16 protein-coding genes are annotated in these 14,751 nt (G+C 69.5%); 9 read left to right on the top strand and 7 right to left on the bottom strand.

What is annotated here, in order from left to right; translation table 11 throughout:
• Window positions 1–256: 256 nt before the first annotated feature.
• From hutG to ACTHK2_RS02760, 5 genes are all read right to left on the bottom strand, one after another.
• Window positions 257–1,039, bottom strand: a complete 783-nt coding sequence (gene hutG, locus ACTHK2_RS02780; RefSeq protein ID WP_440244163.1) for an N-formylglutamate deformylase — start codon at window positions 1,037–1,039, stop codon at window positions 257–259.
• Between the two features lie 88 nt (window positions 1,040–1,127).
• Window positions 1,128–1,934: a hypothetical protein gene (locus tag ACTHK2_RS02775; protein ID WP_440244162.1), complete on the bottom strand. Its 807-nt coding sequence runs from the start codon at window positions 1,932–1,934 to the stop codon at window positions 1,128–1,130.
• A gap of 159 nt (window positions 1,935–2,093) precedes the next feature.
• Window positions 2,094–2,399, bottom strand: a complete 306-nt coding sequence (locus ACTHK2_RS02770; RefSeq protein ID WP_440244161.1) for a DUF6587 family protein — start codon at window positions 2,397–2,399, stop codon at window positions 2,094–2,096.
• Window positions 2,396–4,255, bottom strand: coding sequence for a ferrous iron transporter B (gene feoB, locus ACTHK2_RS02765; RefSeq protein ID WP_440244160.1), 1,860 nt, complete (start codon window positions 4,253–4,255; stop codon window positions 2,396–2,398). The genes ACTHK2_RS02770 and feoB overlap by 4 nt, the downstream gene beginning before the upstream one ends.
• Window positions 4,252–4,497, bottom strand: a complete 246-nt coding sequence (locus ACTHK2_RS02760; protein WP_440244159.1) for a FeoA family protein — start codon at window positions 4,495–4,497, stop codon at window positions 4,252–4,254. The genes feoB and ACTHK2_RS02760 overlap by 4 nt, the downstream gene beginning before the upstream one ends.
• A 140-nt stretch (window positions 4,498–4,637) precedes the next feature.
• Here ACTHK2_RS02760 and ACTHK2_RS02755 point away from each other — a divergent pair, with 140 nt between their 5' ends.
• Window positions 4,638–5,426 (top strand): enoyl-CoA hydratase-related protein, encoded by a 789-nt coding sequence (locus tag ACTHK2_RS02755; RefSeq protein WP_440244158.1) that lies wholly within the window; start codon window positions 4,638–4,640, stop codon window positions 5,424–5,426.
• The gene (locus tag ACTHK2_RS02750; protein ID WP_440244157.1) at window positions 5,423–5,902 is read left to right on the top strand and encodes a hypothetical protein; all 480 of its coding nucleotides are present in this window, start codon (window positions 5,423–5,425) and stop codon (window positions 5,900–5,902) included. Before ACTHK2_RS02755 ends, ACTHK2_RS02750 begins: the two co-directional genes overlap by 4 nt.
• Window positions 5,903–6,102: 200 nt before the next feature.
• Here the strand turns inward: ACTHK2_RS02750 and ACTHK2_RS02745 are convergent, their stop codons facing one another.
• Window positions 6,103–7,659 (bottom strand): sulfotransferase, encoded by a 1,557-nt coding sequence (locus ACTHK2_RS02745; protein WP_440244156.1) that lies wholly within the window; start codon window positions 7,657–7,659, stop codon window positions 6,103–6,105.
• A 35-nt stretch (window positions 7,660–7,694) separates the two neighbouring features.
• Here ACTHK2_RS02745 and ACTHK2_RS02740 point away from each other — a divergent pair, with 35 nt between their 5' ends.
• From ACTHK2_RS02740 to ACTHK2_RS02720, 5 genes are read left to right on the top strand one after another with little or no spacing between them, the layout of a single operon-like run.
• Window positions 7,695–8,084, top strand: coding sequence for a VOC family protein (locus tag ACTHK2_RS02740; RefSeq protein ID WP_440244155.1), 390 nt, complete (start codon window positions 7,695–7,697; stop codon window positions 8,082–8,084).
• An 8-nt stretch (window positions 8,085–8,092) separates the two neighbouring features.
• On the top strand, window positions 8,093–10,108 hold the full coding sequence (locus tag ACTHK2_RS02735) for an acetyl/propionyl/methylcrotonyl-CoA carboxylase subunit alpha (RefSeq protein ID WP_440244154.1): 2,016 nt from the start codon (window positions 8,093–8,095) through the stop codon (window positions 10,106–10,108).
• 5 nt (window positions 10,109–10,113) lie between these two features.
• Window positions 10,114–10,416: an antibiotic biosynthesis monooxygenase family protein gene (locus tag ACTHK2_RS02730; RefSeq protein ID WP_440244168.1), complete on the top strand. Its 303-nt coding sequence runs from the start codon at window positions 10,114–10,116 to the stop codon at window positions 10,414–10,416.
• A 52-nt stretch (window positions 10,417–10,468) separates the two neighbouring features.
• Window positions 10,469–11,140 (top strand): hypothetical protein, encoded by a 672-nt coding sequence (locus ACTHK2_RS02725; RefSeq protein WP_440244153.1) that lies wholly within the window; start codon window positions 10,469–10,471, stop codon window positions 11,138–11,140.
• Window positions 11,137–12,033 (top strand): hydroxymethylglutaryl-CoA lyase, encoded by an 897-nt coding sequence (locus ACTHK2_RS02720; RefSeq protein ID WP_440244152.1) that lies wholly within the window; start codon window positions 11,137–11,139, stop codon window positions 12,031–12,033. Before ACTHK2_RS02725 ends, ACTHK2_RS02720 begins: the two co-directional genes overlap by 4 nt.
• 252 nt (window positions 12,034–12,285) lie before the next feature.
• Here ACTHK2_RS02720 and ACTHK2_RS02715 read toward each other — a convergent pair whose 3' ends face one another.
• Entirely contained in the window at window positions 12,286–12,879 is a 594-nt protein-coding gene (locus ACTHK2_RS02715; RefSeq protein WP_440244151.1) for a hypothetical protein, read from the bottom strand.
• A gap of 350 nt (window positions 12,880–13,229) precedes the next feature.
• On the opposite strand from ACTHK2_RS02715, the gene ACTHK2_RS02710 reads away from it, so the two are divergent.
• Both ACTHK2_RS02710 and ACTHK2_RS02705 read left to right on the top strand, forming a co-directional pair.
• Window positions 13,230–14,039: a cyanophycinase gene (locus ACTHK2_RS02710; protein ID WP_440244150.1), complete on the top strand. Its 810-nt coding sequence runs from the start codon at window positions 13,230–13,232 to the stop codon at window positions 14,037–14,039.
• A complete protein-coding gene (locus ACTHK2_RS02705; RefSeq protein ID WP_440244149.1) occupies window positions 14,039–14,536 on the top strand; it encodes a GNAT family N-acetyltransferase in 498 nt (165 codons plus the stop codon). Before ACTHK2_RS02710 ends, ACTHK2_RS02705 begins: the two co-directional genes overlap by 1 nt.
• Window positions 14,537–14,751 lie beyond the last annotated feature (215 nt).

The following is a 14,751-nucleotide window of genomic DNA, read 5'->3' as shown; positions in this document are numbered from 1 at the left end:
ACGCGCGTGCCGTAGAAGGCCGCGATGGTCGCACGTGTCGCAAGATTGCGGCGGGACTCGCGCTACGCGCTCGACCCGCCCTACGAGGTTTTTCGAGGCTCCCGATGACCTGCATGCTCGTGTAGGGCGGTACGCGCAACGGGCGTGCCGCCGAAGCGCCGCGATGATCGCGCGCGTCGCGGGGTTGCGGCGGGACTCGCGCTACGCGCTCGACCCGCCCTACGAGGTTTCCCCGGGGCGCGTCACGCGGTGGCGATCACGCCGCTTCGAGGCACGCCTGCAACAACTCGCGGATCATGGCCTGCGTCGGCGCCGCGCGTTCGGGCAGGTACTCGAACGTGACCTCGTCCATGTAGTTCAGCTGCGCGAGTTCGAGCTGGATCGCATCGACGCCCTCTTCCGGCCGGCCGTAGTGGCGCGTGATGTAGCCGCCCTTGAAGCGGCCGTTGACCACATGCGAGTAGCGCGACTGTGCGTCGAGGATCGACGCGAGGCGCGCCTGCAACGCCGGCGCGCAGCTCGCCCCGGCCGAGGTGCCCAGATTGAAATCCGGCAGGCGGCCCTCGAACAGGAACGGCACGACGCTGCGGATCGAATGGCCTTCCCACAGCACCACGCGTCCGTGCACGTCGCGCAGGCGCGCGATCTCCGCGGCGAGCGCGTCATGGTAAGGCTGCCAGTAGGTCTCGACGCGGCGTGCGATCTCGCTGCGATGCGGCTCCTCGCCGGCCTGGTATACGGGCTCGCCGCTGAACTGCACGATCGGGCAAAGGCCCGTGGTGTTCTGCCCCGGGTACAGCGACGCGTCGTCCGACGGACGGTTGAGGTCGACGACGTAGCGCGAGTGCATGGGCACGATCATCGACGCGCCCATCTCGAGCGCGAACGCGTAAAGCCGTGAAACGTGCCAGTCGGTGTCAGGTGCGCGACGCGCCGAGGGCATCAGGCGCTGCGACAGGTCGGCGGGAATGAAACTCCCGTCGTGCGGCAGGCTGACGAACAGCGGCGCGGTGCCGCGATGCAGGGTGAATACGTCCATCCACGCATTCTAGGCCGATTGTCGTCCGCGCGCCGGATCACCGGCCGCGTGCCACTCAGGCACGCGACCGGTCGCCTGCTGGGACTGATCAGAACCGGAAGCGCGCGAACAGCGACGGGCCGTCGAGGTCGATATCCATCGCGGCGTCGTACGCGTCGCCGTTGCGCTTGAGGTGAATGCGCGAGACGCCGTACTCGGCGCCGATGCCGACCGCCTGCCACGGGAACCACTCGACGCCGACGCGCGCGTCGTAGATGTGCCCGGACAGCGCGCCGCCATTCTTGCGCACGCCGGACGCATCGAGGTAGACGCGCCGGTTCTCCGAGAACGCGTGCTTGTAACCGAGCGTCACGAGCGGCGCGACCGCGTCCTCGTTCCAGCGCTTGGTCACCTCGGCGGACTCGTCATTCAGCGTCGCCGTGCCGGTGACGCGCAGCTTCGCCTCGTAGTACGCCGCTCCGAGGCCGAGGCCGAACACGTCGTCTTCGCTACCGAACCACCAACGCCAGGCGGCGCTGCCCGCGGCGAGGTCGAACTTGCCCGACAGCGTGGAATGCAGGTCGTACGCGGTGCCGTCGTACGAGAACGGCTGGTCGAGCACATGGCTGCTCGTGCGACCGAGCGCGTAGTAGTCGAACGTGAGGCCCTGCGATTCCCAGAACACGAGGTCGAGGCGCGCGCGGGCGAGCGTCTCGTGGCCGGAGGCGAGATCGACGCGGCCGGTGTCGACGTCGCCCGCGTCGGTACTGGCGCGGATCGAGAGATCCGCATTGGTGTAGTAACCGCCGAGCCAAAGACTCGCGGGATCGAGCGCGCGCGAATCGGCGTGCGCGGCAGTGGCGGTGGCGATGCCGGCGACGAGCGCCGCGGCGATCCATCGGGTAGTGGCGTGCATGTCCGTTCTCCGTCGAGTGCACCGCGCCACTGCGGGCGCGCGGGGCGACGGCAGCGAGCGGCGTGGCTTGGGGTTGTGGGCGAGGCCCACGTGGCGCGGATTTTGCCGCAAACGCCGCCATATGGCCGGCAACCGTGGCGCGGCGGCGTCAGGCGCGGTTCAGTGCGCTTTCGGGCGCGGCCGGAACACGAGCGGCATCGGCTTGTCGTCCGTGCGCGCCTGCGCGGCGGAGCACCCGCCGCAGCTCGAACACCCGTCGCCGCAACTCGCGCCCGTGGTCGCCTTCGGCTGCAGCCGCGCGCCGAGCGCGCGCAGCCACGCCGGCATGCCCGGCCGCTCGAGCGGCGCGAGCAGGCGCGCCTGCAGGCGGCGCGTCGTCACCGGCAGCAGGCGATGCAATGCGAACCCTGCGCTCCACGTGACGACGAGTGCGATCACGATCGCCTGCAGCAGCATCGGGCTCATGCCAATGCCCTCGCGACCTGGTAGGTAACGAACGAGGCGAGGTACGCGAGCCCGAACAGGTAACCCGCGGCGATCCACACGTTGCGCCACGAATTCGTTTCGCGCCGGATCACCGCGAGCGTCGACATGCACTGCGGCGCGAACACGTACCAGGCGAGCAGCGACAGCGCGGTCGCGAGTGACCACTGCGCCGCGATCGCACTGCCGAGCGCGGCATCGGCACCGTCGCCGGTCGCCGAAAGCGCGTACACGGTCGCCAGCGACGACACCGCGACCTCGCGTGCGGCCAGGCCCGGGATCAGCGCCACGCAGATCTGCCAGTTGAAGCCGATCGGCGCGAACACGACCGTCATCCACCGGCCGATGTGGCCGGCGAAGCTGTAGTCGATCGGCGGCTGCGTCGCGCCTTCGGGCGGCGCGGGGAAACTCGACAGGAACCACAGCAGCACGGTCAGCGCGAGCAGGATGCCGCCGACGCGGCGCAGGAAGATCTTCGCGCGCTCCCACAGGCCCCAGATCACGTCGCGCGGATTGGGCATGCGGTATGCCGGCAGCTCCATGATCAGCGCGTGGTCGCTCTTGTCGCTGCGCAGGCGCTTGATCACCCACGCGACGGCAAGCGCGCTCGCGATGCCGGCGAAGTACAGCGTGAACAGCACGACGCCCTGCAGGTTGAACACGCCGAGCACGGCATGGCGCGGGATGAATGCGGCGATGAGCAACGTGTACACCGGCAGGCGCGCCGAGCAGGTCATCAGTGGCGCGACGAGGATCGTCGTCAGGCGGTCACGCGGGTCGGCGATGCTGCGCGTGGCCATGATGCCGGGGATCGCGCAGGCGAAGCTCGACAGCAGCGGGATGAACGAGCGGCCGGTGAGCCCGGCCTTGAACATCAGTTTGTCGAGCAGGAACGCCGCGCGCGGCAGGTAGCCCGATTCCTCGAGCACGAGGATGAAGAAGAACAGCACGAGGATCTGCGGCAGGAATTCGAGCACCGTACCGAGGCCGGCGAAGATGCCGTCGGTGACGAGGCTCTGCAGCAACGGCATCGACGCGAGCAGATCGCCGACCCAGGCACCGCTCGCGGCGACCGCGGCCGACACCGCGTCCTGCAGCGGCGCGGCCCAGGAAAACACCGCCTGGAAGATCAGGAACATCACCCCGGCGAGGATCGCGAGACCCGCGACCGGGTGCAGCACGACCGCGTCGATCGCATCGTCGGTCGCCGAGGTCGCGCGCGGCATCGTCACCGTCGCGGCGAGCAGCGCGCGCACCTGTGCATGCAGGTCGTCCGTCTGGGCTCCTTCGGGCGGCGCTCCCACGAGAACCGCCGAGGCCGGCATCGCATCGAGGCGCGCGACGAGTGCAGCCGCCCCACCCTGCTTCACCGCGACCGTTTCGACCACGGGCATGCCGAGGGACGCTTCGAGTGCCGCGACATCGACGCGGATGCCGCGCCTGTTCGCCGCATCGATCATGTTGAGCGCGAGCACCATCGGTCGGCCCAGACGCTTGAGCTCGAGCACGAAACGCAGGTGCAGGCGCAGGTTGGTCGCGTCGGCGACGCAGACGATGAGGTCGGGCGCAGGCTCTTCGGGATGGCGGCCTTCGCAGATGTCGCGCGTGATCGCCTCGTCGGGGCTTGCCGCATCGAGGCTGTACGCACCGGGGAGATCGAGCAGTTGCAGCACGCGGCCGGACGGCGCGACGAAGCGGCCTTCCTTGCGCTCCACCGTGACGCCTGCGTAATTCGCGACCTTCTGGTGCGCACCGGTGAGACGGTTGAACAAGGCCGTCTTGCCGCAGTTCGGATTGCCGACCAGGGCGATGCGCAGCGAGGACGCGACGGCGTTCACGCAACCGCCTCCGGCATGACGCTCACGCGCGCGGCTTCGCTCTTGCGCAGCGCGAAGCGCGTGTAGCCGATCTGCACGAGAAGAGGGTCACCGCCGATCGGACCGCGCGCGACCACGCGCACGGGCTCGCCCTGCACGAACCCGAGTTCACGCAGGCGCCGCGCGATCGGGTCGGCCGAGTGGGCATCCTCGACCGCGGTGACGACACCGGTAGCACCCTTCTTCATGTCCGATAACCGCACGCCGACACTGCACGCAAGATGAGAATGGTTCCCATTATACTCGGTATCGCCGTGCGGGGGATAGCCGACGCACCAAGGCGCTCCGCGGGCGCCGTCCGGAAGCGCTCGCTATGATCGCGCTCCCCCGGATGGAGTCACCCATGAGCGAAGCCGTACTCGTCACCGTCGTCGGGCACGTCGCGACGATCGCGCTCAACCGCGCCCAGGTGCACAACGCGTTCGACGACGCGCTCATCGCCGATCTCACCGCCGCCTTGCTCGGCATGGAAAAGGACCCGGCCGTGCGCGTCGTGGTGCTCACCGGTGTCGGCGCATCGTTCTCCGCCGGCGCCGACCTCAACTGGATGCGCGGCATGGCCGGGGCGAGCGAAGCGGACAACCGCGCCGATTCGCTACGCCTCGCCACGCTCATGCGCACGCTCAATTTCCTGTCCAAGCCGACCATCGCGCGCGTGAACGGCTCGGCCTACGGCGGTGGTGTCGGCCTCGTCGCCTGCTGCGACGTCGCGATCGGCGTCGAGGGCGCGAAGTTCTCGCTGAGCGAGGTCAAGCTCGGCCTCGTGCCTGCGGTGATTTCGCCCTACGTGATCGCGGCGATCGGCGCACGCCAGGCGCGACGCCTGTTCGTCAGCGGCGAAGTGTTCGATGCCGCGACGGCCGCGCGCATCGGCCTGCTGCACGAGACGGTCGCCAACGACCAGCTCGACGAAGCGGTCGACCGCTGCGTGCACTTCCTCGGCAAGGGCGGCCCGCTCGCGCAGGACGAAGCGAAGCGCCTCGCGCTGCGCATCGGCGGCATGACGCGCGAATCGGCCGAACACATCGACGAGGAAAACGCCGCCCTCATGGCGCGGCTGCGCGTGTCGGCGGAAGGCCAGCATGGATTGACGGCGTTCCTCGACAAGCGGGCGCCGGATTGGGTGCGGTGAATCGCGACGCCAGCCCCATGGATCGGCGCCAGCGCACTCGACTCCTCGCTCGCTGGGCCAAGGCTTACGCGTCCGCGGTGCGGTCGGTCGATCGCCTCGATCTGAACACCTGGTTCGACCTGTGGCATACGCTTATCGACTGGCGAAGCCGGGGCAATCGGCACGCCGAGGGGCTGGCCGAGATCGCCCGACTGACTTACGCGCTCTTGCAGCATGCCGAGCAACGCTTCTCGGCACGCAACGCGCCCATTCAGATTTTTGCGAGCGTCTGCGAGGACACCGGCAGCAACGCGGTCTACGTGCATTCGAGCAATCCGCACGGCACGCCGTTTCCGCGGGAGTTCCCGAACGTGCAATGGGGCGTGGACGCGCCGATCGAACTCAACGGCATCGTGGATACGACCGTCCATCGCATCGGTCGAGTCCACTACACCGACGAAACGGTGCACATCATCGAACGCAAGGGCCTGCCGTAGGCCGGACGCGCTTGCGCGGCCGGCACGTCACGATGCGCGAACGATCGCCGGCCGACCTTCGGTCCCGGCCTACGCATTGGTCGAAGCCATACCCGTCGTCCTGGCAGCAGGCCGTAGGCCGGACGCGCGTGCGCGGCCGGCTGGCCCACCGGCGAGCGACACTTCGGTCGTCCGGCCTACGCGATGACCTCGAGGTGCGCCTACTCGTCGAAACCGAGCAGCTCGGGCAGATGGTCCGCATACTCGCGCCAGCGTCCGATCGAACGCGCATGCACGGGCTGGCGCGCCTGCCACGCGCTCGCGGTGCTGATCACGCGTTCCGTCGCCGGCGCCAGGGAAAAATCGTGCGGCGGCAGGCCGATCCAGGCGGCGAGTTCGTTCGTCACCGCGAGCGGGTCGGCGACGAAGTCCTCGTAGCGCACCTCGCACACGTGAGCCGGGTGGCGCTGCAACGCGGCGGCGCGCAGCCGCCGTTCGCCCTGCGCAACCGTGGCGATGCGTTCGAAATCGTAGGCGAACGCGTACTCTGCGCCCGCAAAATGCTGCATCCAGATCGACAGCGCTGTGTCGCGCGCATGGCGCCGGCAATGCACGATGCGCGCGTTCGGAAACATCGCGAGGATGAAGTCCACGTACAGGAAATTGAGCGGCTGCTTGTCGACGAACCAGCGCGCCGCGACGTCGTCCTGCCGCACCTGCATGCGGTACGTGCGTGCCGCAACCTCACGCGCAGCCTCCGGGTTCGCGGCACGCGCGACATCGGCCGCGAGGCGCGCGACCAGCGACAGCTCACCGCGATTGCAGACGGCCGGGTGGCGCGCAAGGCGGTCGGCGACGAGCGTCGTGCCCGAGCGCGGCAGGCCGAGCACGAACACCGGCGCGAAGTCGTCGGCGGCCGGATGCGACACAGCCGCTGGCTTCGCATCGAGGCGCGCCGCGACAAGGCGGCGCCAGTCCTTCGCCGACCACGGCAGTTGCGCCGCGACGAGCCGGTTGGCCTCGCGCAGGCACGTGATCCCCTGCGCCGCGCGTCCGACGTCGTCGTGCATCTTGCCGAGGCCGAACAGCACCGACGCGCGTGCGGCATTGGCGAGCTGCGGGCGATCGAGGAAGCCTTGCATGAGCTCGAAATCGGCGTCGGCGGCGTCCGTGTAGCGCTTCGATACCGCGTAGCCGTAAGCGGACTGCCATTCGAGCGCGCGCGGATCGTGCGCCAGCGCGAACGCATAGCGCTCGCGCGCGCGCTCGAACCCGCCGAGCTGCATCGCCAGCATGCCCGCGTACGCGTGCAGGCGCGGATCGTCCGCGTGCGCGGCGATCGCTGCCTCGGCAACGTCGAACGCGGCGCGCTTGCGGCCGCAGTCGTCGAGCAGTTCGATCGCCTGGATCGACTCGCCGACGCGCGCCATGCGCCAGTCCACCGCGCGCAGCGTGCGCTCGACCGCGCCCATGCGCGCGCTCTCGCGTTGCAGGCGCGCGAGCAGGAACGCAGCCGCGAGCGGCGCAGGTTCGCGGTCGAACAGCGCCTGCAACCGCGCTTCGGCGTCCTCGGCGCGACCGCCCTGCCATTCGAGACCGGCGAGCGCGACGGCGAGGTCGGCCGAGTCCGGATGCTCGGCGAGCGCGGCCGCGAACGTCGCCATCGCGCCATCGACGTCGCCGCGCAGCACCTGCGCGCGACCGCGTTCGAGCCAAGCGCCCGCGCCCTGCTGCATCATCGTCCTCGCATCCGCCGCGACCACCGATCGAGCGCGCATGCTACCGTAACCGCCCCGCGCAACAGGAGGATGCGATGATCGACCACGTCGGATTTTCGGTCGCCGATTTCGCGCGCAGCCGCGCGTTCTACCTGCAGGCGCTGGCGCCGCTCGGTTACGCGCCGGTCATGGACGTGACGAAGGAACAGAGTGGCGGTTACGAGGGCACCGGCTTCGGACCGCCGGGGCGCCCCAACTTCTGGATCGGCACCGGCGAAACGCGCAGTGGTCCGACCCACGTGGCGTTCGCCGCGCCTTCGCGCGCGGCGGTCGACGCGTTCCATCGCGCCGCACTCGCCGCGGGTGGACGGGACAACGGCGCACCGGGCCTGCGCCCGCACTATCATGCGCACTATTACGGCGCCTTCGTGTTCGATCCCGACGGCCACAACATCGAAGCCGTCTGCCACGCTCCGCAAGCCTGAAGCCGCCCATGTTCAAGCGCATCCTGATCGCCAACCGCGGCGAAATCGCCTGCCGCGTGATCCGCACCTGCCGCCGCCTCGGCATCGAGACCGTCGCGGTGCATTCCGAAGCCGACGCGGATGCGCAGCACGCGCGTCTCGCCGACGTCGCCTGGCCGATCGGCGGGCCGCGCCCGGCCGACTCGTACCTGCGCGGCGACGCGATCATCGAGGTCGCACGTGCGAGCGGCGCCGAGGCGATCCACCCGGGCTACGGTTTCCTCTCCGAGAATGCCGACTTCGCCGACGCGGTCGAACGCGCAGGGCTCGTCTTCATCGGCCCCGCGGCCGATTCGATGCGGCGCATGGGCTCGAAGGCCGGCGCGAAGGAACTCATGGCCGCGCGCGGCGTGCCGGTCGTGCCCGGCTACACCGGCGAGGACCAGGACCCTGCCCTGCTCGCCCGCGAAGCCTCGCGCATCGGCTTTCCGTTGATGATCAAGGCCGCACACGGCGGTGGCGGCAAGGGCATGCGCATCGTGCGCTCGGCCGACGAATTCGCCGCCAACCTCGAGAGCTGCCAGCGCGAGGCGAAGAACGCCTTCGGCCGCGACCGCGTGCTGCTCGAGCGCTACATCGAACAGCCGCGCCACATCGAATTCCAGGTGTTCGGCGATCGCCACGGCAATATCGTCCATCTCAATGAACGCGAATGCTCGGCCCAGCGCCGCTACCAGAAGGTGCTCGAGGAAACGCCCTCGCCCTTCATGACGACGTCGTTGCGCGAGAAGATGGGCGACGCCGCGGTCGCGGCAGCCCGCGCGCTCGACTACGTCAACGCGGGCACGGTCGAGTTCATCGTCGGCCCTGCGGGCGATTTCTACTTCATGGAAATCAACACGCGCCTGCAGGTCGAACATCCGGTGACCGAGATGGTGCTCGGCCTCGACCTCGTCGAGCTGCAGTTGCGCGTCGCCGCCGGCGAGGAACTGCCGGGCTCGCTGGTCCGCAACAAATCGGTGCCCGCCAACGGTCACGCGATAGAACTGCGCCTGTACGCGGAAGACCCGGAACAGGGCTTCCTGCCCGGTTCGGGCACGCTCGAGAAGCTGCACCTGCCGGCGCCTTCCGCGCACGTGCGCATCGATTCGGGCGTGATCGAGGGCGACGCCGTCACGATCTTCTACGACCCGATGATCGCCAAGCTCATCACGTGGGACATCACGCGCGATGCCGCGCTCGTGCGCATGCGCGAAGCGCTCGCCGCCTGCGCCGTGGTCGGGCCGAAGTCGAACGTGGAGTTCCTCGAACGGCTCGTGCGCCACCCGGCGATCGTCGAAGGCCGCATCGACACCGGTTACCTCGACCGCCATCTCGACGAGTTCCTCGCGCCGCGCGCGGAGCCCGGCGAGGATCCGCTCGAGCTGTTCGCCGCCACGACCGCGTGGCTGCTGCACGAGGAAGCGGCGGTGCCGCAACTCGCACGGGCCTCCGGCGATCCGTACTCGCCGTGGGCGCACGCCGACGGCTGGCGCCTCGGCCATCCGGGCAGGCGCATCGTCGCCCTGCTCGACCGTGGCACGCGCGTCGTAGTCGGTGCGCACGGCGCGAACGGACGCTACCGGCTGGATGCCGGCGACACGCACGTCGAAGTCGAACGCGCGTCGCTGCACGAGGGCATGCTGTCAGCCGCCATCGACGGCGTGACCCGGCGCTGGCGCATCGTGCTCGACGACGAGCGCCTGACCCTGCACGACGGCCATCGGCGCCGCAGCTTCACGCACGCACCCGCGTTCGCCTATGCGACGGCGAGTGCCGCGAGCGGCGATCGCGTCGTCGCGCCGATGCCCGGCCGCATCGTCGTGGTCAAGGCACAGCCGGGCGACGAGGTCGCCGAGGGCGCCGAACTGCTCGTGATGGAAGCGATGAAGATGGAGCTCAGCCTGAAGGCGCCACGCGCGGGCCGCGTCGAAGCCGTGCAGGCGGCGGCCGGTGATTTCGTCGAAGCCGACGCGGTGCTCGTGCGCCTCGCCAAGGCCGGGTGAGCACGATGATCGCGACGATCTGGCGTTTCCGCGTGCATCCGGAAATGGCCCAAGCCTTCGAACGCGCCTACGGGCCGCATGGCGACTGGGTGCGCCTGTTCGAGCGCGCCGACGGCTACGCGGGCACCGAGCTGCTGCGCCTGCATGGGGAACCATCGACGTGGCTCACGATCGACCGCTGGCGGAGCGAAGGCGACTACGAGCGCGCGAGGGCGTCGTTCGCCGACGAATACACCGCGCTTGATCGCCGCTGCGAAGCCTATACCTCGGACGAAACCTGGCTCGGCCTGCACAGCGTCGTCGCCTGAGCCAGGCGCGTGCGCACCGATGCGTGCCGTCTGACACCTGGAGTACCGATCGATGCGCCCGATGATCCGCCTGCTGTTTCCCGTGCTCGCCTGCGCCCTGCTCGGCGCCTGCGTCGAAACGCGCTTCGAGTCGCCGCTCGGCGACAACATCGAAACCTGCGACACCGCCTGGAGGGGACTCTGGTTCGAGGCCGACGACGGCCTTCGCCGGGTGGATGGCGAGCGTCACCTGACCGGCTTCGCGGTCGACGAAGCCTGTGCATTCACGCTGATCGAACAACCCGAAGCCGGCGGCCCACTCAAGCGCACCCGCGTGCCGATCAACTTCGTGCATGCGCGCGGCGACGACTACGTCGTCGTCTCGGACACCGCGCTGCGCGGGCTGGTCGACCTCAAGGCGCCGTACGACATCGATCCGCCGCCGCAGAAGTCGTTCTTCTTCGCCAAGTACCGCGTGCGCGGCAATCGGCTCGAAATACGCAAGGTCGACGACGCCAAGGCGGCCAGGCTCGTCATCGAAGGCGCGCTCGACGGCACCGTGCAGAAGAGCCGCAACGAGCTGCACGTGTACGTACGCGGCGGGCGCCAGCAGATGCTCGACCTCGTGCGCAGGCACGACCTGTTCGAATCCAGGCCGTCGCTCGTGTTCACGCGCAGCCGCGAGGGCCTCGAGGACGTCGAACGACGACTGCAGCACGGCGCCGCGCAGGAGCCGCGCCGATGAGCACGCCCGGCGCGGTCCGCATCGTCGAGGTCGGCGCGCGCGACGGCCTGCAGAACGAGAAGGCGATCGTCCCGGCCGCGACCAAGATCGAGCTCATCGATCGCCTGTCGGCGACCGGGCTGCGCACGATCGAGGCCACGAGCTTCGTGAGCCCGAAGTGGGTACCGCAGCTCGCCGACGCGGCCGAGGTGTTCACCGGGATCACGCGGCGCGACGGCGTCGCCTACCCCGTGCTCGTGCCGAACCTGCAGGGCTACGAGCGCGCACGCGAAGTCGGTGCTCGCGAAGTCGCGATCTTCACCGCGGCCAGCGAGGCGTTCAACCGCAAGAACATCAACGCATCGATCGACGAATCGATCGAACGCTTCATGCCCGTGCTCGAACGCGCGGCTGCCGACGGCGTGCGCGTGCGTGGTTACGTCTCCACCGTGCTCGGCTGCCCGTACCAGGGCGACGTGGCGGTCGCCGACGTCGTTCGTGTCGCCAGGCGCCTGCACGATCTGGGCTGCTACGAAGTCTCGCTCGGCGACACGATCGGCATCGGCACGCCGCTGAAGGCGCGTGAAATGCTGCGGGCCGTCGCGGGCGAGGTGCCGATCGGCGCGCTCGCGGTGCATTTCCACGACACGCGCGGCCAGGCACTCGCGAACATCCTCGCCTGCCTCGAGGAAGGCGTCGCGGTCGTCGACAGTTCCGTGTCCGGCACCGGAGGATGTCCGTACGCGAAGGGCGCGACCGGCAATGTCGCGAGCGAGGACGTCGTCTATATGCTCGAGGGCATGGGCATCGCCACCGGCATCGACCTGCCCGCGCTCGTCGCGACAGGGCTGTGGCTCAGCGAGCAACTCGGACGTACGACCTCGAGCCGCGTCGCCCGCGCGATGAACGCGTAAGTGCGGGACGCAGCGGCGCGAAACACACACATCGGTGCGACCACGCGCGACCGCGAGTCACGCCGAGACCGCGATTCGCGCGTGTGCGCCGTGGCGCCCGATGGGACTCGCGGCCGGCTGCCTCGCAGCCATCCAGGATTCATGCCGCTACGTCCCAGCCTACGGGACATCGAGTAGGGCGGGACACAGCGGCGCGAAACGCACATGGGTGCGACCACGCGTGACCGCGAGTCGCCGCTCCGCGGTGCCGGGTCAGTGCACCGGCGCCATCAGGTGCTGGTACTTGGTGCCGGCCCACATGATGTACGGCTGTGACGTGTCGGGATCGGCCGATTTCGGATACGCGTCGTAGAAGCTCGCGTCCGCGCCGACGACCATCACGTGCGGGCCGGTCTTGATCCAGTGGTTGTCGCCCTCGGGCTTGGCCGCGTACGGATCGGTGTTGCTCGCGTCGGTGCCGCCCGCGAGCATGTACATGAAGCCGACCTTGCCGCTTGGCGGATCCTTGTGTTCGAGGTAGGCATGGATCCACGCCATCGCGTTCGCGTCCATGCACATCGGGTCCGGGCCCGGCGTCGCGGGATTGTCGGGCATGCAGGTGAAGCCATTGCTGCCCTTGCGCAGCGTGCGCATGCCGCTCGCATCCATGCCGACCACGGTCGCGTCCTTCGCGACATTCGCGGGTGCGGCCTTCATCGCGCTCGCGATGAGATCGGCGTCGGAAGGCGCCTTGCCTTCGGCCTTGGCCTTGTCGGTGTGGATCGTGTCCGCGGTCTTGCCCTTGTCGGCGGCGACCGCGGTCGCGGCGCACAGCACGAGCAGCGGAACCGCGAGGGAACGTTTCATCAACCAGGTTGCGAGCATGGCTGTCTCCCCGTTCGTAGCGTCTTGTGCCCGGCGCGCCCGCGCCGGGGAGGCGAATGTCCTCCGGTCGCGGCGCGTCGTCAATCGCGCGGCGGGATTGGCGACGTCGTCAAACGCCGTGCCAGGAGTCGCGCGCTTTGATGAGGGTGAGCCTTGCTCACCGTGCGGACCATTCCGCTCCTCGACACGCTGTGCGGGTTGGCCGCGCCATGCTTCTTTCGCCGCAGCGAACGAAGCCATGGGCGGACATCCCGGCGCGTGAAGGCGCGATCACGCAGGCAGCGTCGCCATCCTCGCTATACTCGGTGGCGGACTTCCACTGCGAGACACCGATGCCGGCCAAGTTTGCGCCCGATCGCCACCGTGGCCTGATCATCGCCTGCGGCGAACTCGACGCGGACGAGCGTGGCACGCGCCTGCTCGCGCGCCTGTTCGCACTGCTCGGCGCGCAGCCGCGCGTGGTCATGCTCGTCGCGACGGAGGACGCCGATGCGGAGTCGGACCTCGAAAGCAGCATGTACGCGGCGGGTGCCGGGGTCGTGCGGCGAGCGCTGCTGCGCACGCGCGCCGATGCCGAGCCGCGCACCCTGCTCGACGCGGTCGATCACGCGCAGCTCGTCATGCTCATGTCGGACCAGCCGTTGCGCCTGTCCACGCTCGTCGGTGGCACCGCGCTCGCCCGCGCGATCCGCCGGCGCAATGCCGAAGGCATGGCGGTCGCCGGCTGCGCCGGTGGCGCGGCGATCCTGTGCGAGCACATGCTCACGCACGGCGCCGAGGGCGCGACGCCGCGCGGCGGCGGCGCGAATTTCGCTCCGGGTCTCGGCCTCACCAACCGCGTCGTCATCGACCAGGGTGGTCACGCGAGCGATCGCCTCGGCCGCCTGCTCGCGGCCCTCGCGCTCAATCCGTTCGCGCTCGGCCTCGGCCTCGACCCCGCGACCGCAGGCGTGGTCGGCCCCGACAACGTGCTCGAAGTGCTCGGCGGTGGCGGCGTCACGATCATCGATCCGGCCGAGATGGCCGAGTCGAACGTCGCCGACGTCGCGCCCGGCGCGCCGATCCGCATCACCAACCTGCGCCTGCACGCGCTGACCGGCGGCGCGCGCTACGACCTCGACTTTCGCCGCACGGTGGACTGATGGACAGAGCAGGCAACGTCACGATCCGACCGATCGAGGCACGCGACGACGCGGCGATCGCCGCGATCATCCGCACGGTGATGCCCGAGTTCGGCGCCGACGGACCCGGTTTTGCGATCCACGACGCCGAAGTCGGCGCGATGAGCGCTCATTATGCGGGCCCACGCCACGCTTACTTCGTCGTCGAGTCGGGCGGCGCCGTGCTCGGCGGCGGCGGCGTCGCGCCGCTCCAGGCGGCCGGCGAGGAGGGCGTCTGCGAACTGCGCAAGATGTACTTCCTGCCCGCATTGCGCGGCCGCGGTGCCGGCCGTACGCTGATGGCGCGCTGCCTCGATGCGGCACGCGGCTTCGGCTTCCGCCAGTGCTACCTGGAGACACTGACCGGCATGGACCGCGCGCAGTCGCTCTACATTGCGAGTGGCTTTCGCCGCATCGAGCACGCGCTCGGTGCGACCGGCCATCACGGCTGCAACCGCTTCTACCTGCTCGACCTCTAGCAGGATGTTGGAAAAGGCGCTATCCAGCGCTTTTTCAACTCAGCGAGTCCGGCGCATGTCCGGACTCGCTTTCCGCGATTCAACGACGTGCGTCGTCGACTCGCGAGCGATCCATCCCTGGATCGCGTCCGCAGGCTGTTTTTCAACAGCCTGCTAGCGCGCGGTACCGCGCGCGCAAGGATCCACCCTCACGCGCATGGTATGAACCGCCGGCA

This window comes from Dokdonella sp. (assembly GCF_051958935.1).
Classification (GTDB): Bacteria; Pseudomonadota; Gammaproteobacteria; order Xanthomonadales; family Rhodanobacteraceae; genus Dokdonella_A.
This window is presented reverse-complemented; position numbering and strand designations above follow the sequence as displayed.

Excerpts from the sequence above, each read along its gene's own strand:
- hutG (WP_440244163.1), bottom strand. The coding sequence starts at position 1,039 with ATGGACGTATTCACCCTGCATCGCGGCACCGCGCCGCTGTTCGTCAGC.
- ACTHK2_RS02775 (WP_440244162.1), bottom strand. The coding sequence starts at position 1,934 with ATGCACGCCACTACCCGATGGATCGCCGCGGCGCTCGTCGCCGGCATC.
- ACTHK2_RS02770 (WP_440244161.1), bottom strand. The coding sequence starts at position 2,399 with ATGAGCCCGATGCTGCTGCAGGCGATCGTGATCGCACTCGTCGTCACG.
- ACTHK2_RS02755 (WP_440244158.1), top strand. The coding sequence starts at position 4,638 with ATGAGCGAAGCCGTACTCGTCACCGTCGTCGGGCACGTCGCGACGATC.
- ACTHK2_RS02745 (WP_440244156.1), bottom strand. The coding sequence starts at position 7,659 with ATGCGCGCTCGATCGGTGGTCGCGGCGGATGCGAGGACGATGATGCAG.
- ACTHK2_RS02740 (WP_440244155.1), top strand. The coding sequence starts at position 7,695 with ATGATCGACCACGTCGGATTTTCGGTCGCCGATTTCGCGCGCAGCCGC.
- ACTHK2_RS02735 (WP_440244154.1), top strand. The coding sequence starts at position 8,093 with ATGTTCAAGCGCATCCTGATCGCCAACCGCGGCGAAATCGCCTGCCGC.
- ACTHK2_RS02730 (WP_440244168.1), top strand. The coding sequence starts at position 10,114 with ATGATCGCGACGATCTGGCGTTTCCGCGTGCATCCGGAAATGGCCCAA.
- ACTHK2_RS02725 (WP_440244153.1), top strand. The coding sequence starts at position 10,469 with ATGCGCCCGATGATCCGCCTGCTGTTTCCCGTGCTCGCCTGCGCCCTG.
- ACTHK2_RS02720 (WP_440244152.1), top strand. The coding sequence starts at position 11,137 with ATGAGCACGCCCGGCGCGGTCCGCATCGTCGAGGTCGGCGCGCGCGAC.
- ACTHK2_RS02715 (WP_440244151.1), bottom strand. The coding sequence starts at position 12,879 with ATGAAACGTTCCCTCGCGGTTCCGCTGCTCGTGCTGTGCGCCGCGACC.
- ACTHK2_RS02710 (WP_440244150.1), top strand. The coding sequence starts at position 13,230 with ATGCCGGCCAAGTTTGCGCCCGATCGCCACCGTGGCCTGATCATCGCC.
- ACTHK2_RS02705 (WP_440244149.1), top strand. The coding sequence starts at position 14,039 with ATGGACAGAGCAGGCAACGTCACGATCCGACCGATCGAGGCACGCGAC.